General features: G+C 73.8%; 9 protein-coding genes. 6 read left to right on the plus strand and 3 right to left on the minus strand.

Going from position 1 to position 16,538, the window contains the following annotated elements:
• Nucleotides 1-281: 281 nt before the first annotated feature.
• The 3 genes from ACFWMZ_RS27190 to ACFWMZ_RS27200 form a co-directional block, all read right to left on the minus strand.
• Nucleotides 282-6,752 (minus strand): SDR family NAD(P)-dependent oxidoreductase, encoded by a 6,471-nt coding sequence (locus ACFWMZ_RS27190; RefSeq protein ID WP_383204763.1) that lies wholly within the window; start codon nucleotides 6,750-6,752, stop codon nucleotides 282-284.
• A gap of 401 nt (nucleotides 6,753-7,153) precedes the next feature.
• Complete coding sequence (locus tag ACFWMZ_RS27195) at nucleotides 7,154-7,888, minus strand: FadR/GntR family transcriptional regulator (protein ID WP_383173892.1); 735 nt, start codon at nucleotides 7,886-7,888, stop codon at nucleotides 7,154-7,156.
• A 123-nt stretch (nucleotides 7,889-8,011) separates the two neighbouring features.
• Nucleotides 8,012-10,351, minus strand: a complete 2,340-nt coding sequence (locus tag ACFWMZ_RS27200; RefSeq protein ID WP_383204766.1) for a transketolase C-terminal domain-containing protein — start codon at nucleotides 10,349-10,351, stop codon at nucleotides 8,012-8,014.
• A gap of 249 nt (nucleotides 10,352-10,600) precedes the next feature.
• On the opposite strand from ACFWMZ_RS27200, the gene ACFWMZ_RS27205 reads away from it, so the two are divergent.
• From ACFWMZ_RS27205 to ACFWMZ_RS27230, 6 genes are all read left to right on the plus strand, one after another.
• Nucleotides 10,601-11,098: an Lrp/AsnC family transcriptional regulator gene (locus ACFWMZ_RS27205; RefSeq protein WP_383173931.1), complete on the plus strand. Its 498-nt coding sequence runs from the start codon at nucleotides 10,601-10,603 to the stop codon at nucleotides 11,096-11,098.
• On the plus strand, nucleotides 11,095-11,916 hold the full coding sequence (locus tag ACFWMZ_RS27210) for an endo alpha-1,4 polygalactosaminidase (protein WP_383204769.1): 822 nt from the start codon (nucleotides 11,095-11,097) through the stop codon (nucleotides 11,914-11,916). The genes ACFWMZ_RS27205 and ACFWMZ_RS27210 overlap by 4 nt, the downstream gene beginning before the upstream one ends.
• Nucleotides 11,917-12,217: 301 nt before the next feature.
• On the plus strand, nucleotides 12,218-12,961 hold the full coding sequence (locus ACFWMZ_RS27215; protein WP_383204772.1) for a chitinase: 744 nt from the start codon (nucleotides 12,218-12,220) through the stop codon (nucleotides 12,959-12,961).
• 393 nt (nucleotides 12,962-13,354) lie between these two features.
• A complete protein-coding gene (gene rpmG / locus ACFWMZ_RS27220) occupies nucleotides 13,355-13,519 on the plus strand; it encodes a 50S ribosomal protein L33 (RefSeq protein ID WP_383173904.1) in 165 nt (54 codons plus the stop codon).
• A 136-nt stretch (nucleotides 13,520-13,655) separates the two neighbouring features.
• Nucleotides 13,656-14,312, plus strand: a complete 657-nt coding sequence (locus ACFWMZ_RS27225) for a TetR/AcrR family transcriptional regulator (RefSeq protein WP_383204775.1) — start codon at nucleotides 13,656-13,658, stop codon at nucleotides 14,310-14,312.
• Nucleotides 14,313-14,605: 293 nt separating this feature from the next.
• A complete protein-coding gene (locus ACFWMZ_RS27230; RefSeq protein WP_383173938.1) occupies nucleotides 14,606-16,222 on the plus strand; it encodes an MDR family MFS transporter in 1,617 nt (538 codons plus the stop codon).
• Nucleotides 16,223-16,538: the final 316 nt, after the last annotated feature.

The following is a 16,538-nucleotide window of genomic DNA, read 5'->3' on the forward strand; positions in this document are numbered from 1 at the left end:
CCTCCACACCTACAACCACCACCGCTGCCACACCGCACTCGACGGGCACCCACCCATCAGCCGCGTCAACAACGCTGCGGGTCAATACACCTAGCGGTTGGGAGAGGCGGACGGGTGAGGGCTGTCGGCGGGGGCGCCCTTTCGCGGTGTCCGGCCCCGCCCTGCCGCCGCCCGGGCAGGGGCCCGGGTGTGTCGGGCACCAGGACTTCGGGCCGGGGCGCCGAGAAGCACGCCGGAGCACCGGACAGCGCTTCTGAGGGCGGTCTCGGAACGGAGCCGGCCTAGCGGGCGGTGGATTCCGTCTCGGACGGAGCCTCGTCCGGGCCCTGCCCGGGGTGGAGGCGGGTCAGGAGGTAGCGGGTGAGAGCGCCGGCCGTCGGGTGGGTCCACATCACGGTGGTGGGGATGTCCAGGGCCAGTTCGCGCTGCAGGCGGTTGCGCAGGGCGATGGCCATGAGCGAGTCGAGGCCGAGCGTGACCAGGGACGTACCGGCGTCGAACCGGTCCGTCCCCAGACGCAGGACCGCGGCGATGTGGCCGAGGACCTCCGGCTCCAGCAGCCGCTGTCGCTGCTGGAGGCTGTCCGTCTCGCGCAGAGCCTCCAGCAGGGAGCTGCGGGCGCCGGCGGGTTCCGCACCCGCCGCAGGCGCGGCCAGCTCGGCGAAGAAGGCGGTGCGACCGGTGGCGGGATAGGAGTCCAGCCACCGGGGCAGGTCGACGGGCGTGTAGGCGGTGCGGTCGCGTTGGTGGCAGAGAATCCGTTCCAGGGCGGAGACGCCCTCCTCGGGCGTGATCATGGCGTAGCCGCGCTCCTGCATCCCGGCACCGCGGCCGACCTCCGCCCACGGGCCCCAGTTGACGCAGACGGCCGGCAGCCCTTGGGCCCGCCGCCAGGAGGTGAACTCGTCCAGCCAGGCGTTGGCGGCCGCGTAGGCGCCCTGCCCGGGGTTGCCGAGGAGGGAGGCGGCGGACGAGAAGGTGACCCACCAGTCCAGCTCCTGGCCTTCCACGGCGTGGTGGAGCAGCCAGGCTCCCGTCGCCTTGGGGCGCCAGACCCTCTCCAGGAGGGCGGCGGAGAGATTGGCGACGGTGGCGTCCTCGATGACGGCCGCGGCGTGGACGACCCCGCGCAGGGGGTGGCCCGTGCCCAGGGCGGTCGCGACGAGTGAGCCGGCGACGCCCGGCTCGGCGAGGTCCCCGCTCACGACCTCGACACGGGTGCCGAAGTCCTCGGTGACGGCGTCGAGGGCGGCGCGGGTGGCCGCCGTGGGAGCGCTTCGGGAGGTGAGCACCACGGCGGCCGCCCCTCGCTCGGCCAGCCACCGGGCGACCAGGAGTCCCAGTCCGCCGAGCCCACCCGTGACCAGGTAGCTTCCGTCGGGCCGGACGACGGGGACGTCCTCGGGGCGTACGGGCAGGGTGTCGGTGCCGGAGGCGGGCCAGGTGAGGACGAGTTTGCCCGTGTGCCGGGCGGAGGCCATGGTGTGGAACACCGACGCCGCCTCGGCGACGGGGTGTTCGGTGACGGGCAGCGGCGGCAGGGTGCCTTCCGCGAGCATGCCGCTGAGCTCGCGGTAGCCCTCGGCGAGCAGGTCGGGGTCCTGCCGCATCATCATCAGCACGTCGACGCCTGTGAAGGTGACGTTGCGGCGGAAGGGCAGCAGCCCCAGACGGGTGTTGGCGTAGATGTCCCGCTTGCCGAGTTCGACGAACCGGCCGCGGTGCGCGAGCAGGTCGAGACCGGCGGACTGCGCCGCCCCCGTGAGGGAGTTGAGTACGACGTCGACGCCGCGGCCCTCGGTGAGATCGCGCACCTGATCGGCGAAGTCCAGGGAGCGCGAGTCCATGACGTGCGGGACGCCCAGGCCGCGCAGGTACGCCCGCTTGGCCTCGCTGCCCGCGGTGGCCCAGACCTCCGCGCCACAGGCCCGCGCGAGGTTCAGCGCGGCGAGCCCGGTGCCGCCGCTCGCCGAGTGGATGAGCACCTTCTCCCCCGGCCGGATCCGGGCGATGTGCCGCAGGGCGTACCAGGCGGTCAGGTAGGCGCACGGCAGGGCGGCGGCCTGCGGTGTGCCGAGCCCGTCCGGTACCGGCAGAAGACAGTCGGCACGGACGGTGGCGAAGGAGGACATGACCGCGGACTGGGCCCCCTCCACGAACATGGCGGCCACCCGGTCGCCCACCCGCACCCCCCGGACACCGTCCCCGACGGCGGTGACCACGCCCGCGCCGTCGAAGGCGCAGACGTCAGAGCGCTCCTCCCCGGTGCTGAAGCGCTGGTAGACGCCGAGGGCCTTCAGGACGTTGATGAAGTTCACGCTGGTGGCTTCGATCCGGATCTCGGCCTCACCCGGCCCGGGCGGACGGCGGGACTGGGCCACGAACTCGAAGGAGTCCAGATCGCCGGGGCGCGCGAGGTGCAGGGCCACCCGGTCGTGCCCGTGGGCGACCGTCCTGCGGCGGCGCTCGCGTTCGTCCAGCGGGGCGCTGCGCAGGTGCGCCAGGTGGCGGCGCCCGTGCCGGTAGGCGACCTCGTCCTGCTCGTCAGGGCAGGACAGCAGTTCCGCGGCCACTTCCGTGACGGGCGTCCGCGGAGCGAGGTCCAGGACGGTGGGGCGCAGTTCGGGGTGCTCGTAGCTCAGCACCCGCACGAGCCCGCGCAGGCCGGCCTGTGCCAGGTCAGGCCGGTCGCCGGGCGCGACCTGCTGAGCGGCGTGGGTGACGGTCCACAGGCGCGGCGGCGCCCCGTCGCCGGCGGTCAGCGTGAGCGCGCGGGCCGTTTCCGCCAGGCGGCCGACCTGCTCCCGCGCTCGGCGGTCGGGCGACGCGCTGTCGGGCCCCGTGCCGGTTGCGGGCAGATACACCACGGCCCGCTGTGCCGGTGCGCCGGGCTCGGCCGGCGTCACGGGTGCGGTGGCGTCCCCCGAGGTGCCGTCCGCGGCGAGCGTCCGGATCTCCACGGTGGCGCCCCGCTCCCTCAATGCCTCCCCCAGCTCGGTCGCGTACGCTTCGCGGCCGGCTTCCGCCAGGAGGGCCCAGGCGCCGGAAGCCTCCTTTGGCGCCTGGCGTTCACCGGGCTCCCACGAGGCTTGGAGCAGACGGTTGGCGAAGCGCTCCTGCGCGCTCTCGGCGGGTACGTGGCAGAACTCCACCCCGGTGGCGTCCGCGACCACGGTCCCGTCGTCGGCCCAGAGCCGGAAGTCCGCGGTGTACCGGTCGCTGTCCACCAGTCGGAGGGTGACCAGGCAGTATCCGCTGAGCGGAACCGTGCCGTACAGCCGCAGCGCCTCCAAGCCCCGCGGCAGGATGCCGCCGACGGGCACCCTGCCGGTGCGCAGTACGGCGCCCGCGACCGCCTGAAGGCACGTGTCCAGCGCGACGGGATGGCAGTGCAGTGCCTGGGCGCCGGCCCGGCCCTCGTCCGGTACCCGGAGACGGGCCAGGAGGCGGGCACCCGCGCGATCGGCCGGCGTCCCGTCGGTGTGCAGGGCCTGCAGTCCGAGGAAGGGCGGGCCGTGGTGCACACCGCGTTCCTCGCGCATCTGCCGGTACACCTCCGCGGGGTCCGCGGGGTGCGGGAACTCCGCGAGCAGGCGGTGCGGGTCGCAGCTCTCGGGGAGGGGTTCGCCCTCCGCCGTGAGGTGCAGGACTGCCTGGGCGTGCTGGACGGGGGTGCCGTCGGCAGCCGTGCTGACCACCCGCCAGCGGGCGGTGTCCGGACCGGCCGCCTCGGCGGTGGCGGTGACGGACGTGCCCTCGGACGTCGGCAGCAGCAACCGCTGCAGGTCCATGCCGGTGAGGCGCAGGCGCTCGGGACCCGCGGCGAACAGGTCGTCGGCTGCGGCGAAGGCCATCTCGCACAGAGCGGCACCGGGCACCACGGCGACGCCGTCGACCCGGTGCGTGTCGAGCCAGGGCAGGGCCGTGGGGGTGATGCTGGTCTGCCAGAGGTGGCGGCCCTCGCCGTCGAGATCCGCGGTGTGCGGTCCGGTGAGCGGGTGCGGTGCGGGCAGCGAGCGGGGCCCGGCCGACTGCCGCAGCGGCGAAGGCCCGACGACGTACCTCGTGCGTTCCCAGGTGGTCGGCGGTACGTCCACCAGGGAGCCCTCGCCGTAGCGGTCGGCCCAGTCCAGCGGATGGCCGGCGCAGTGCAGCGCCCCTACATGGGTGTGGAACGCCAGCGCGTCGTCGGTGTCGCGCAGCAGGGAGGGCACGACCGCGGTGCCGGTGTGGCCGTGCGCGGCCAGCGTGGCCTGCACCGGGTGGGTCAGCACCGGGTGCGGGCCGATCTCGACGAACAGCCGGTACCCGTCCTCGGCCGCGGCCCGCACCGCGTCGGTGAAGCGCACCACCCGGCGGAGGTTGTCCGACCAGTACGCGGCGTCGAAGACGCCATGCTCGCGCGGGTCGTCGGTCACGGTGCTGTAGAAGGCCGCTCCCGGCGACCCGCCGACGACGCCGGCGAGCGCGTCGGCGAGGTCGGGCAGGAGGGGGTCCATGTGGGCGGTGTGCGAGGCGACATCCACCTCGATCACGCGGACGCCCACGCCGCGGGTGTCCCACTCCTCGGCGAGGCGGCGGATGCGGTCGGCGTCCCCGCCGACGACGGTGTTCTCCGGCGACGCCAGGACCGCGACGGTCACGCCCCGCACGTCCTGTTCCGCCAGCAGACGTTCGACCTCGTCGCGTCCCAGGGCCACCGACGCCATCAGGCCCTGCCCGGCGGTCCGCAGGATCAGCCGCGAGCGGCGGCAGATGACCCGCACCCCGTCCCGCGTGCTCAGTGCTCCCGCGGCGACCGCGGCGGCGACCTCCCCCATGGAGTGGCCGATCACGGCCGCCGGTTCGACACCGTGGGAGCGCCACATCGCCGCCAGAGCCAGCTGGACGGCGAAGATCACTGGCTGGACCCGGTCGAACCCCCGCACCACCTCCGGGTGGTTCAGGGTCTGCCGCAGAGAGAAACCGGACTCCTCGGCCACCAGCGGTTCGAGTTCGTCGATGACCCGGGTGAAGTGAGGGTCGCGGTCGAGCAGTCGGCGGCACATGCCCGCCCACTGCGACCCGTGCCCCGAGAAGACCCACACCACGCCCTTCCCGGCGTCCGGCACCGTCCTGCCGGTCGCCACTCCCGCGGAGAGCGCGCCGCCGGCCGCCAGTTCCTCCAGGCGCGCCAACAGCTCCGGCCGGTCGGCGGCGACCACGGCGGCGCGTTCCTTGGCGGGCGATCGCCGCACGGCCAGCGTGTGCGCCACGTCGCCCAGCGGAACCCGCGCCCCCTCGTCCCTCAGCCACCGGGCCAGACGCCCGGCCGCGCTCCGCAGGGCCACGGGCGTGCCGGCGGAGAGCGGGAACACGCGCAAGGCCGCGCCGTCCCGGGCCGGACCGCGATCACCGGTGGGGGCCGGGCGGGTCGCGGGCCGGGCTGGGGGGAAGGCGGGCGGCTGCTCCAGCACGACGTGCGCGTTGGTGCCGCTGATGCCGAAGGAGGAGACCGCGGCCAGTCGGGCACCGTTGCGCACCGGCCACTCCGTCGTGTCGGTGGGCACGAACAGCCGGGTCCCGCTGGGGTCGATCTGCGGATTCCAGCTGTTGAAGTGCAGGCTGGCCGGCACCATGCCGTGCCGCAGGGAGGCGATGGCCTTCAGCAGCCCCGCCACGCCCGACACCGGTTCGGTGTGGCCGATGTTCGTTTTCACCGAGCCCAGCGCGCACCGGTCGCGGCCCTTGCCGTAGACCGCGGCCACCGCCGCGAACTCGATGGGGTCGCCCACCGCCGTGCCCGGGCCGTGCGCCTCCACCATCCCGACGTCACCGGCCTCCACACCCGCGCGCTCCAGCGCCAGGCGGTACAGATCGATCTGTGCGGGCTCCGAGGGCGCGCTGAGCCGCGTGCCCCGGCCGTTCTGGTTGACCGCCGTGCCGCGCACCACCGCGAGCACCCGGTCCCCGGCCCGTGCCGCGTCCGACAGGCGCTTGAGTACGACCACGCCGCAGCCCTCTCCGCGGACGTAGCCGTCGGCGCCGGCGTCGAAGGCGTGGCAGCGGCCCGTTGGGGAGAACACTCCCCACAGCGCGGGGGCGATGACCCCCTCGGGTCCCAGGGACAGCATGGCCGCCCCCGCCAGGGCGACGTCCGTCTCACCGGTCCGCAAGCTCTGGCAGGCGGTGTGGACGGCGACCAGTCCGGAGGCGCAGGCGCTCTCCATGACGACCTGCGGGCCCTTCAGGTCCAGCATGAATCCCACGCGTCCCGGTCCGATGCTGTCGAAACCGGTGTACATCGCGTAGGCATCGACCTCTTCCAGAGGCCGCTGCACGCGCAGCATGTAGTCCTTCTGGTAGACCCCGAAGAACATGCCGGTCCGCGTGCCGGACAGTCGCCGGGTCGGGATTCCGGCGTGTTCGACGGCCTCCCAGGTCACTTCGGAGAGCAACCGGTGCTCCGGGTCCACCCACGGAGCTTCCTGGGCGTTGATGCCGAAGAACTCCGGCTCGTAGGCGTAGACGTCGCCGTCCAGAAAGCAGCCGTGGCGCAGCCGGTCCGCCACCGGAGCGGGGAGACCGGCCAGTTCCGCCTGTTCCCATCGCTCGCCCGGCACCTCCCGTACCGTCTCCCGACGCGCCATCAGCAAGCGCCACAGCGAGGAGAGGGAGTCGGCTCCCCCGGGGAGCCGGCAGGCGGCACCTACGATCGCGATCGGCTCGTCCTGGCTCGCTCCGGGCCGCTCGATGGCGGTGTGTGCATGCATGGGCCGTCCGTCCTTCGCCACGAGGAAGCTGGAAGGCAGCCGGGAACTGACCCGCTCCGCCACGCCTTGGGATCGAACGCGCAAGGCTCCCGACCATTTCGGCACGTGGCGGGGCGGAACGCCAAGGGCGTACAGGCTCCGAGCGGGAGCACGTTGTCGGGCGTTAGAGCCCCAACGCGTCAGGTTCAGCCGCCCGGGTGGCCTCTTGTACGATCATCGGCTTCACGGTGGGTGACGAGCCGGCCGCGCGCACGGACCGTCCGCTCCGCCCGGGTGTTCTTCTGCCGGGTGCCGCTCGGCGACTACGAACGGGGCCGGCTTCCGCCGGGTCAGGAACACCTTCGAGCCGGGGAGCGGCGGCACGGTCGCACACGCCGTCCGGCGGCGCGGGCCCTGAGGGGTCAGTCCGCCGCGGGGGGCTCGGTGACCAAGGTGCCGTGGAAGCCCCGGATGTGGTGTTCGACGAGGTCGGCTGCCGCGGGGCCGTCGCCTTCACGGACGAGGGCGAGGAGGGCGGCGTGTTCGGCGTTGAGGGCGGCTGCGGTGGCGGGCCAGTCCTCGGCGGCTTCGAGGGCGTCGAGGATCAGGGGGCGTACCGACTCGCGGACCGCCGAGGTGAGGGTCGAGGTGAGCTGGTTGCCGGAGCTGCGGGCGATCTGGACGTGGAAGCTGGTGTCCAGGTCGTTGAAGTCGGGGACGGTGATGTCCGGTTCCTGCATGCGGCGCAGGGTCTCCTCGGCCTCGGCGAGGTCTTCGGGGGAGGCGTGGGTGGCGGCCGCCTCGAAGCTGGAGCGTTCGAGCAGCACGCGGGCCTCCAGGACGTCCTGGAGGTTGTAACTGCCGAGGGCCACGTGGAGGCGGAGGAGGCGGCCGAGGGCGTCGTCGGGGTTGCGGACGATGCGGGCGCCCGCGTCGGGGCCGCGTCCGGCGTGGGCGACGAGGACGCCGATGGTCTCCAGGACGCGCAGGGCCTCGCGGAGGGCGGAGCGGCTGACGCCGAGGACGGGGGCGAGTTCGCGTTCGGGGGGCAGCCGGTCACCGGCCTTGAGCTCGCCCGCGACCACCTGTTCCTCGATGCTCTCCAGTACCAGTTCGTGCGTACGCGACTGGCGTACGGGGCGCCATTCGGCGGCCATGGGCACCTCCCTGGGTCACTGGGGCTGTTCGCATCGAAACTATGTCACACCTCTCTTATGGTCCGACCACATGACGGCGGCCTGTGCCATGGGTAAGGCACGGGCCGCCGTAAGGCCTCGGGGTCAGGGCTGGTGGGTCAGGTCCAGGGCGGCGCGGACGACGCTCTCGGTGTCGATGCCGTGGTGGCGGTAGACGTCGTCGAGGGTGCCGGACTGGCCGAAACGGGTGACGCCGAGCGGGGTGACCGGGGTGTTGTGGACCGTGCCGAGGAAGGCGAGCGTGTGGGGGTGGCCGTCGAGCAGGGTGACCAGCGGGGTCGCCCGGTCGGCGGGGAACGCCTGGTCGAGGACCCACTGCGGGGCGTCGTCCAGTCCGCGGCGGGACTGCAGGGCGCGGAAGAGGAGGCCGGGGCTGGTGACGCAGACGACGTCGGCCGCGATGCCGAGGGCGGCGAGGCGGTCGGCCGCGGCGAGGGCCTCGGGGACCATCGCGCCCATCGCGGCGAGGGTGACGTCGGGGGCGCCGGGGGCGCGGCGCAGGCCGTAGGCACCGGCCACGGCCTGGCGGCGGCGGCGTTCGCGGGCGGCCGGGTCGGCGGGCACGGCGGCCAGCGACTGGTCGACGGGGCGGGTGGAGAGCCTGAGGTACGCCGAGCTGCCGTCGGGCCTGCCGAGGAGGGCGAGGGCGGCGAGGACGCACCACTCGGTGTCCTGGGCGAAGGCGGGCTCCCAGGTGACGCAGCCGGGCTGCTCCAGGCCGAGGGAGGGGGTGGTGACCGACTGGTGGGCGCCGCCCTCGGGGGCGAGGGTGACGCCGGAGGGGGTGCCGACGAGGAGCGACTGGCCGCCCGCGTAGATGCCGAACTGCCACGGCTCCAGGGCGCGGTTGACGAACGGGTCGTACATGATGCCGATGGGCAGCAGGGGCTGGCCCCAGCGGCTCCAGGTGGCGCCGAGTTCGCCGAGGAGGCCGACCAGGTTGGTCTCGGCGATGCCGAGTTCCACGTGCTGGCCGGTGGGGTTCTCACGCCAGTGCAGGATCGTCTCGGCGTCGTCGGCGAACCAGTCGACGCGTTCCGTGGGCGACCAGACGCCGACCTTGTTGAGCCAGCCGCCGAGGTTGGTGGAGGAGGAGACGTCGGGGCTGACGGTGACCACGCGGGCGGCGGCCTCGGGGGCGCCGCGGCTGAGGTCGAGCAGGGTGCGGCCGAAGGCCTGCTGGGTGGTGCCGGTGCCGCCCGGGTTGCGGCCGAAGTCGGTGGGGACCGGGGGCGGGACGACCCGTTCGACGGGCGGGCGGCGCAGCGCGTCGGCGCGTGCGGCGCAGAGCCGGGCGGCGGCGCCGCCGGCGGGCAGCGGGCGCCAGGGGTCGTCCAGGTCGGACCCGGTGCGGGCGGCGAGGTCGGCGAGCTGGTCGCGGGTGAGGAGCGAGGAGTGGTTCTGCGGGTGCCCCTCGCTGTGCAGGCCGCGGCCCTTGACGGTGTACGCGAGGACCACGGTCGGGCGGGTGTCGTCGATCGCCGCGTAGGCGTCGAGGAGGGCGCCGAGGTCGTGGCCGCCGAGGTTGCGCACCGCGCTGTGCAGGGCGTCGTCGCCGAGGGTGGCGATGAGGCGGGCGAGGGGTTCGCGGGTGGAGCCGGTGCCGGGGAGGCGTTCCCTGAGCTGGTCGGGGGTGCAGCGCAGGAGGCGCTGGTACTCCGGGTTGCCCATGGTGTCCAGGCGGGTGCGCAGGGCGTCGCCGCCGGGGCGGGAGAAGAGTTCGGTGAGCTGCTCGCCGTACTTGAGGGTGAGGACCTGCCAGCCGGCCGCCTCGAACATGCCGGCGAGGCGTTCGGCGGAGAGGGCGGGGACGACGCGGTCCAGGGACTGGCGGTTGAGGTCCACGATCCAGACCACCTCGCCGAGCCCGGCGACCATCGGGTCCTGGACCGCCTCCCAGCAGGCGCCCTCGTCGAGTTCGGCGTCGCCGAGGAGGGCGTACTGGCGGCCGGCGCCCGCGCCGGGGAAGCGGCCCTCCACGTAGCGGCGGGCGAGGGCGCCCCAGACCGGGGCGGTGGCGCCGATGCCGACGGAGCCGGTGGAGTAGTCCACGGGGTCGGGGTCCTTGGTGCGGCTCGGGTAGCTCTGGAGGCCGCCGAAGGATCGGAGGGTCGTGAGGGCCTCGGCGGGCAGCTCGCCGAGGAGGTGGTTGACGGCGTGCAGGGCCGGGGAGGCGTGCGGCTTGACCGAGACGCGGTCGTCGGCGGTCAGCTCGTGGAACCAGAGCGTCGTCATGATCGACACCATCGAGGCGCAGGACGCCTGGTGGCCGCCGACCTTGAGGCCGGTGGGGTTCGGGCGGACGCGGTTGGCGTGGTCGATGGTGGCGGCGGAGAGCCACAGCACACGCCGCTCGATCTCGCCGAGGGCGGCGAGCAGCTCCTGCCGGTCACCGCGCGGGTACGTCGTCGTATCCGGGACCATCACAGAACCTCCGGGGCGGGCGGCCGGCGCTGGCCGCGAGGTGGGAACAAGTGGCGCGGGGCCGTCCGGGACGCGGACGGCGGGCGGGCCGCGGCCCCCGGCCGGAGGGGGGACGCCGGGGGTGCGGGCACCAAGTGATCGTTGTGGTTCGTCAGTAGACATTCCCTCTCCCGATTGCACAAGATACGACTGTCTGGTTGAGCATTCTGCTCAATCTCGGGGATTCGGGAGGTGAGTCGATTGAGCACCGTGAACCACGGCGGGGCGATCGACGCGACGGACGCGCGGATCCTGCTCGCGCTGACGGAGGAACCGCGGGCCACCGCGGTGGCGCTGACGGAGCGGCTCGGCCTGTCGCGCAACACGGTGCAGGCGCGCTGGAACCGGCTGGAGCGGGACGGCACGCTCGGCCCGTTCGCCCGCCGGGTGGACACGGCCGCGCTGGGGTACCCCCTGACGGCGTTCGTGACGATGCGGGTGGACCAGTTGCGCCTGACAGAGGTGGGGGCGGCGCTCAGCGGCATCCCCGAGGTGGTGGAGGTGTACGGGCTGAGCGGGGAGATCGACCTGCTGGCCCGGGTGGTGGCGGCCGACGCGGACGACCTGTACCGGATCGCGGGGCAGCTCCACGCCACGCCCGGGGTGGAGCGCAGCAGCACGGCCCTGGCCATGAATCAACTGGTGCCGCACCGGCTGACCCCGCTCCTGGAGCGGGCCGCCGAGGGCGCGGGAAGGCGGCGCGGGTGAGCCGCCGCGGGCGCCTGGCGTGCGGCCTGGCCGCGCTGCCGCTGCTGCTCGCCGGGTGCGGGACGTCCGCCGGGGCGCCGGGGCCGGAACCGGAGGCGAGCGAGGCGCGGGCCCCGGTGGCGCCGCCGCGCGGGGCCGGGCTGGACTATCAGCTCGGCGGCGCGTACCGGCCGGACGACGACGTCCAGGTGGTGGTCCGCGACCACGGGGCGCGGCCCGCCCGGGGGCTGTACAACGTCTGCTACGTCAACGCCTTCCAGGCCCAGCCGGGCGCCCGGGGCTGGCCCGAGGAACTGCTGCTGCGGGACGGGCGGGGGCGGGAGGTGATCGACGAGGAGTGGGACGAGGTTCTGCTCGACCTCTCCACCGAGGAGTTGCGGCGCGCCGCGGCCGACCGGGTGGGGCGGTGGATCGACGGCTGCGCCCAGCGCGGTTTCGACGCCGTCGAGCCGGACAACTACGACAGCTTCACCCGCTCCGGCGGACTGCTGGACGCCGCCGACGCCCAGGCCTTCCTGGCCCTGCTGGTCGAGCGGGCGCACGCTCGCGGCCTGGCGGTGGCGCAGAAGAACACCGCCGAACTGGCGGGCGACCGGAAGCGCCTCGGGCTGGACTTCGCGGTGGCGGAGGAGTGCGGCCAGTACGAGGAGTGCGGGGTGTACGACGAGGCGTTCGACGGGCGGGTGCTGGTCGTGGAGTACACCCGCGCCGGACTGGACCGCGCCTGCGAGGCGGCCGACGGGCGGCTGTCGGTGGTGCTCCGGGACCGGGATGTGGTGCCGGAAGGGGAGGAGGGGTACGTGCGGGACGCCTGCTGAGGGGTGTGAGGGGCTGGGCGGAGGGGCTGTGCGGAGGGCCGCGGCTGCCGGCGGGGACAAGGTGAGCGGGTGGCGCCGGAGCCCGGGCGGAGTACGCGTACCGAGGGCGACACGGCGTCGGGATGGCGGCCGTCGGCCCACCGCCGGCCCGGACCGGTACAGACCGATTTCGCGAATGGACCAGACCAATGGCCCCCGCCGTCGTATCGTCGCGTGCGGCGCGGGCCGTCCGGTCTCGGCCGCAGCGGTGGCGCCTGCCCGGAACTCCTCAACTCCCCCACGCCCAAGGAGTGATGACCTCGTGTCCCGTAGAGGCACCCCCACCGTCGTCGCCGTCCTGGCCGCCGTCGCCGGACTGGTCCTGACCCTGCTCACCGGTCCCGCCGCCGCCCACGACCGGCACCGCCCGCACCATCCGCCGAAGCCCGCCTTCCCGGTGAGCGAGCGGCAGTTCGAGCGGATGTTCCCCGACCGGGACCCGTTCTTCACCTACGCGGGACTGCGCGAGGCGGCCGACGCCTTCCCCGCCTTCGCCCGCACCGGCGGCCCGGTCGTACGGCGGCAGGAGGCCGCCGCCTTCCTCGCCAACGTCAGCCACGAGACCGGCGGGCTCTTCTACAAGGTCGCGCAGAACGAGGAGACGTACCCGGTCTTCTGCGACACCACCCAGCCGTACGGCTGCCCGGCCGGGAACGACGCGTACTACGGGCGCGGCGCGATCATGCTGAGCTGGAACTTCAACTACAAGGCCGCCGGGGACCACCTCGGGCTCGACCTGCTGAACAACCCGTGGCTCGTCGAGGAGGACCCGGCCGTCGCCTGGATGACCGCGCTCTGGTACTGGAACACCCAGACCGGCCCGGGCACCATGACCGGCCACGACGCGATCACCGGGCGGCACGGCTTCGGCGAGACCATCCGCAGCCTCAACGGCAGCGCCGAGTGCGACGGCGGGAACCCGGCACAGATGGAGCACCGGGTCGACCTGTACAAGGAGTTCACCCGCGTCCTGCACACCCCGCGCGGGCACGGCCTGACCTGCTGAAACCGTACCGGGCCCGCCGCGCCGCCCCGCCCGCAGAAGTGCGTACGGCAGGCCGCCGGAGGCCGGGGCGCCGTCCGGTGCGCTCCCGGCCGGAAGCGGCGGGGGCGGCGGGGTGGGAGCTGCTGGGCGCCCGGGCGGGCCTGGGCCCCCACCCCGGCCGGGGGCGGCGGGTGCTGCCGGTGTGGCTGGCGGCGGGGCTCGTCGCGGCCCGCGGGCGGCGGTGCGCGGGGCCGGGCCGTGGCAGGCGGCCTCGGCGTCGGGGGCCGTGAGGGTGGCGGCGCTGCTGGTGGGCGGGGTGCGGACGGGGGCGGAGGGCCCACGGGGCCGCCTCCGGGCAGTCTCGGGACCAAAGTCCCTACCGTTGCTGAAAACGGTTGTCGTACCCTCGTGGGTATGGCACGCACCGACATACGCCCCGTGATCAAGCTCCGCTCCTCCGCGGGCACCGGCTACACCTACGTGACCACCAAGAGCCGCCGCAACGATCCCGACCGGATCACGCTGCGGAAGTTCGACCCGGTCGCACGCCGCCACGTGGACTTCCGCGAGGAGCGCTGACCGCACCCCCTCAGGCCCGCCCGCCCCACCGGCGTGCGGGCCTTCGTCATGCCCGGGGAGCGGGCGGGTCCCGCGCACGGCGCACGCGCGGGCGAATTTTGCATGGTGTGCATTTTTGCGTAAAGTGCAGCGCGTGATGACGTCAGGTGCCGCGCTCGGCCTCCGCGAGCGCAAGAAGAGGGCGACCCGTGCCGCCCTCGGCGAGGCGGCGGTCCGCCTCGCGGTCGAACACGGCGCCGAGAACGTCACCGTCGAGATGATCAGCGAAGCCGCCGGGGTCTCCGCCCGCACCTTCTTCAACTACTTCGCCGCGCACGACGACGCCTTCGTGATGATCGACGCCGACCTGGCCCCCCGGGTCACCCGTGCCGTTCTCACGGCCCCCGAGGAGCTTCCGCCGCTGGAGGCGCTGCGTACCGCGCTCGCCGCCGAGCTGGCCGACGTCGAGGGCCAGTCGGAGCTGTGGTCGCTCCTGCCGGTCGTCCTGGACCGCTCCCCCCGGCTCTTCGCCCGGGTCATGGCGGCCCAGGCGGGCCAGGAGCAGGAGCTGGCGCACGCCATCGCGGTCCGGCTGGGCCGCGAGGTGCCGGAGGCCACCGACGCCTGCGGCGGCCGGGAGACCGGGCTCTACGCCCAGTTGCTGGCGGGCGTGGCGGGCACGGCCGTACGCGTCTCGGTGGGGCACTGGTGCACCCACCCCGACACCCCGTTCTCCAAGGTCTTCCACGAAGTCTTCGACCAGCTGGCGGCCGGGCTCACCGCCCCCGTCGCACCGGCCGGGGCCGACCGGTGAGGCCGCCCCGCGCGACGGCCCCGCCCGGACCGGCCGACCGCGCCTGACCCCCGCTCCGGCCGCCGCGGCGCCGGGGCCGAGCCCGCTCCCCACCCACCGCGCTCCCTCGCGGCGACGACGCCGACGACCGGAGTCCTACGGCGGGCCGCGCGTTCCCGTCAGGACGCCGCCCCGCCACCCGCCGGACGGCCCCGCCCGTCCGGCCCCGCTCACCGCCCGTGTACACCCGCCGACCCGAGAAGGACACCGTGCAGAGTGCCAGCGAGACGGAGCCCGGCCACGCGCCGGGCCCGATGACCGACAAACAGATACTCCAGGCGATGTCCGGCCTGATGGCGGGCATGTTCGTCGCCATCCTCGCCGGAACGGTCGTCGCCAACGCCCTGCCGAGGATCATCGCCGACCTCGGCGCCTCGCAGTCCTCCTACACCTGGGTGGTCACCGCCGAGCTGCTCGCCATGACGGCGACGGTGCCGCTCTGGGGCAAGCTCTCCGACCTCTACAACCAGAAGATGCTGCTCCAGCTGTCGCTGGGCCTGTTCATCGCCGGTTCGCTCGTCGCGGGCTTCTCCCACGACGTGGGGCTGCTCATCTTCAGCCGCGTCATCCAGGGCATCGGCGCGGGCGGCCTGACCGCGCTGGCGCAGGTCGTGATGGCCGCGATCATCCCGCCGCGCCGCCTCGGCAAGTACGCGGGCATCTTCGGTGCCGTCTTCGCCGTCGGCACCGTGGCGGGCCCGCTCATCGGCGGTGTCCTGGTCGACACCTCCTGGCTCGGCTGGCGCTGGTGCTTCTTCATCGGCGTGCCGTTCGCGCTGCTCGGCATCATCCTGCTCCAGCGCACCCTGAAGCTGCCGACGGTCCGCCGCGAGGTGACCATCGACTACCTGGGCGCCTTCCTCATCGTCGCCGGTGTCTGCGCCCTGCTGATCTGGACCTCGCTGGCGGGCAACTCCTTCGACTGGGCCTCCTGGCAGACGGCCGCGCTCACCCTGACCGGCACCGCCCTGCTGGTGGCCGCGGTCTTCGTGGAGTCCCGCGCCAAGGACCCGGTCATCCCGCTGTCGATCTTCCGCAACCGCACCGTCACCCTCACCACGGTGGCGAGCCTCTTCGTCGGTGTGGCGATGTTCGCGGGCACCGTCTTCCTCTCGCAGTACTTCCAGATCGCCCTCGGCAAGTCGCCGACGGTGGCCGGCCTGATGAGCCTGCCGATGATCGGCGGCCTGCTGGTCTCCTCCACCGTCGCCGGGCAGCTGATCAGCCGCACCGGAAAGTGGAAGGCGTACCTGGTCGCGGGCGGCATCGCCATGACCGCCGGTCTGGCGATGCTCTCCACCATCGGCGCCGACACCCACTTCGGGCTGCTCAGCCTCTACATGGCGATCCTCGGCATCGGCGTCGGCATGCTGATGCAGAACCTGGTGCTCGCCGCGCAGAACGACGTGCCCGCGCAGGACCTGGGCACCGCCACCTCGGTGCTGTCCTTCTTCCGCAGCCTCGGCGGCACCGTCGGTGTCAGCGTCCTCGGCGCCATCCTCGCCAACCGGGTCGCCAGTGAGATGACCAAGGGCCTCGGCGACGCGGGCGTCGCCCCGGAGGGCGGCGGCGGCCACGCCGTGCCCGACATGACGCAGCTCCCCGACGCGCTGCGGCCCATCGTGGAGAACGCCTACGGAGTCGCCACCGGCGACCTCTTCCTGATCTCCACGCCGTTCGCGGTCCTCGCGCTGATCGTCGTCCTCTTCATCAAGGAGAAGCCGCTGAAGACCACCAGCGGTATGGAGCGGCGCCTGGCCGAGGCCGAGGCCGCCGCCGAAGGCGGCGTGGACCTGGTCAAGGACGCGGACGGCTCCGGCGACGAGGGCTCCGGCGGCACCCCGGCCGTGGAGGAGCCCGCGGGACGCTGACCCGCGGGGGGCGCTCCCCCGTGTACGCACGGCACCCGGAGGCGGGGCCGCCCCGGAAAAGGAGGCGGCCCCGCCTTCGGGGGTGAAGGGCGGGGCCGCCGATGAGGGCTCGGTCCGACCGCCTCTGGGGGGGGGTGGGCGGTGGGGCCGGGCTGCTCGGGTCTCTGGTCTGGTGCCCGCTCGGCGGCGACCTATGCGGAAGGGGGGGGGTGGGGTGGACGGAAAACGGCCGCAAACATGTTGGGGGGGGGGGGGGGGGGTATAAAAAAAAAAAAAACCCAACAAAAAAACCCACAAAAAGATTGAGGAAAATTGT

Origin of the sequence: Streptomyces sp. NPDC058373 (genome assembly GCF_042723275.1) — a bacterium.
In the GTDB taxonomy this organism is placed as follows: Bacteria; Actinomycetota; Actinomycetes; order Streptomycetales; family Streptomycetaceae; genus Streptomyces.

Excerpts from the sequence above, each read along its gene's own strand:
- ACFWMZ_RS27190 (WP_383204763.1), bottom strand. The coding sequence starts at position 6,752 with ATGCATGCACACACCGCCATCGAGCGGCCCGGAGCGAGCCAGGACGAG.
- ACFWMZ_RS27195 (WP_383173892.1), bottom strand. The coding sequence starts at position 7,888 with ATGGCCGCCGAATGGCGCCCCGTACGCCAGTCGCGTACGCACGAACTG.
- ACFWMZ_RS27200 (WP_383204766.1), bottom strand. The coding sequence starts at position 10,351 with ATGGTCCCGGATACGACGACGTACCCGCGCGGTGACCGGCAGGAGCTG.
- rpmG (WP_383173904.1), top strand. The coding sequence starts at position 13,355 with ATGGCACGCACCGACATACGCCCCGTGATCAAGCTCCGCTCCTCCGCG.
- ACFWMZ_RS27225 (WP_383204775.1), top strand. The coding sequence starts at position 13,656 with ATGACGTCAGGTGCCGCGCTCGGCCTCCGCGAGCGCAAGAAGAGGGCG.
- ACFWMZ_RS27230 (WP_383173938.1), top strand. The coding sequence starts at position 14,606 with ATGACCGACAAACAGATACTCCAGGCGATGTCCGGCCTGATGGCGGGC.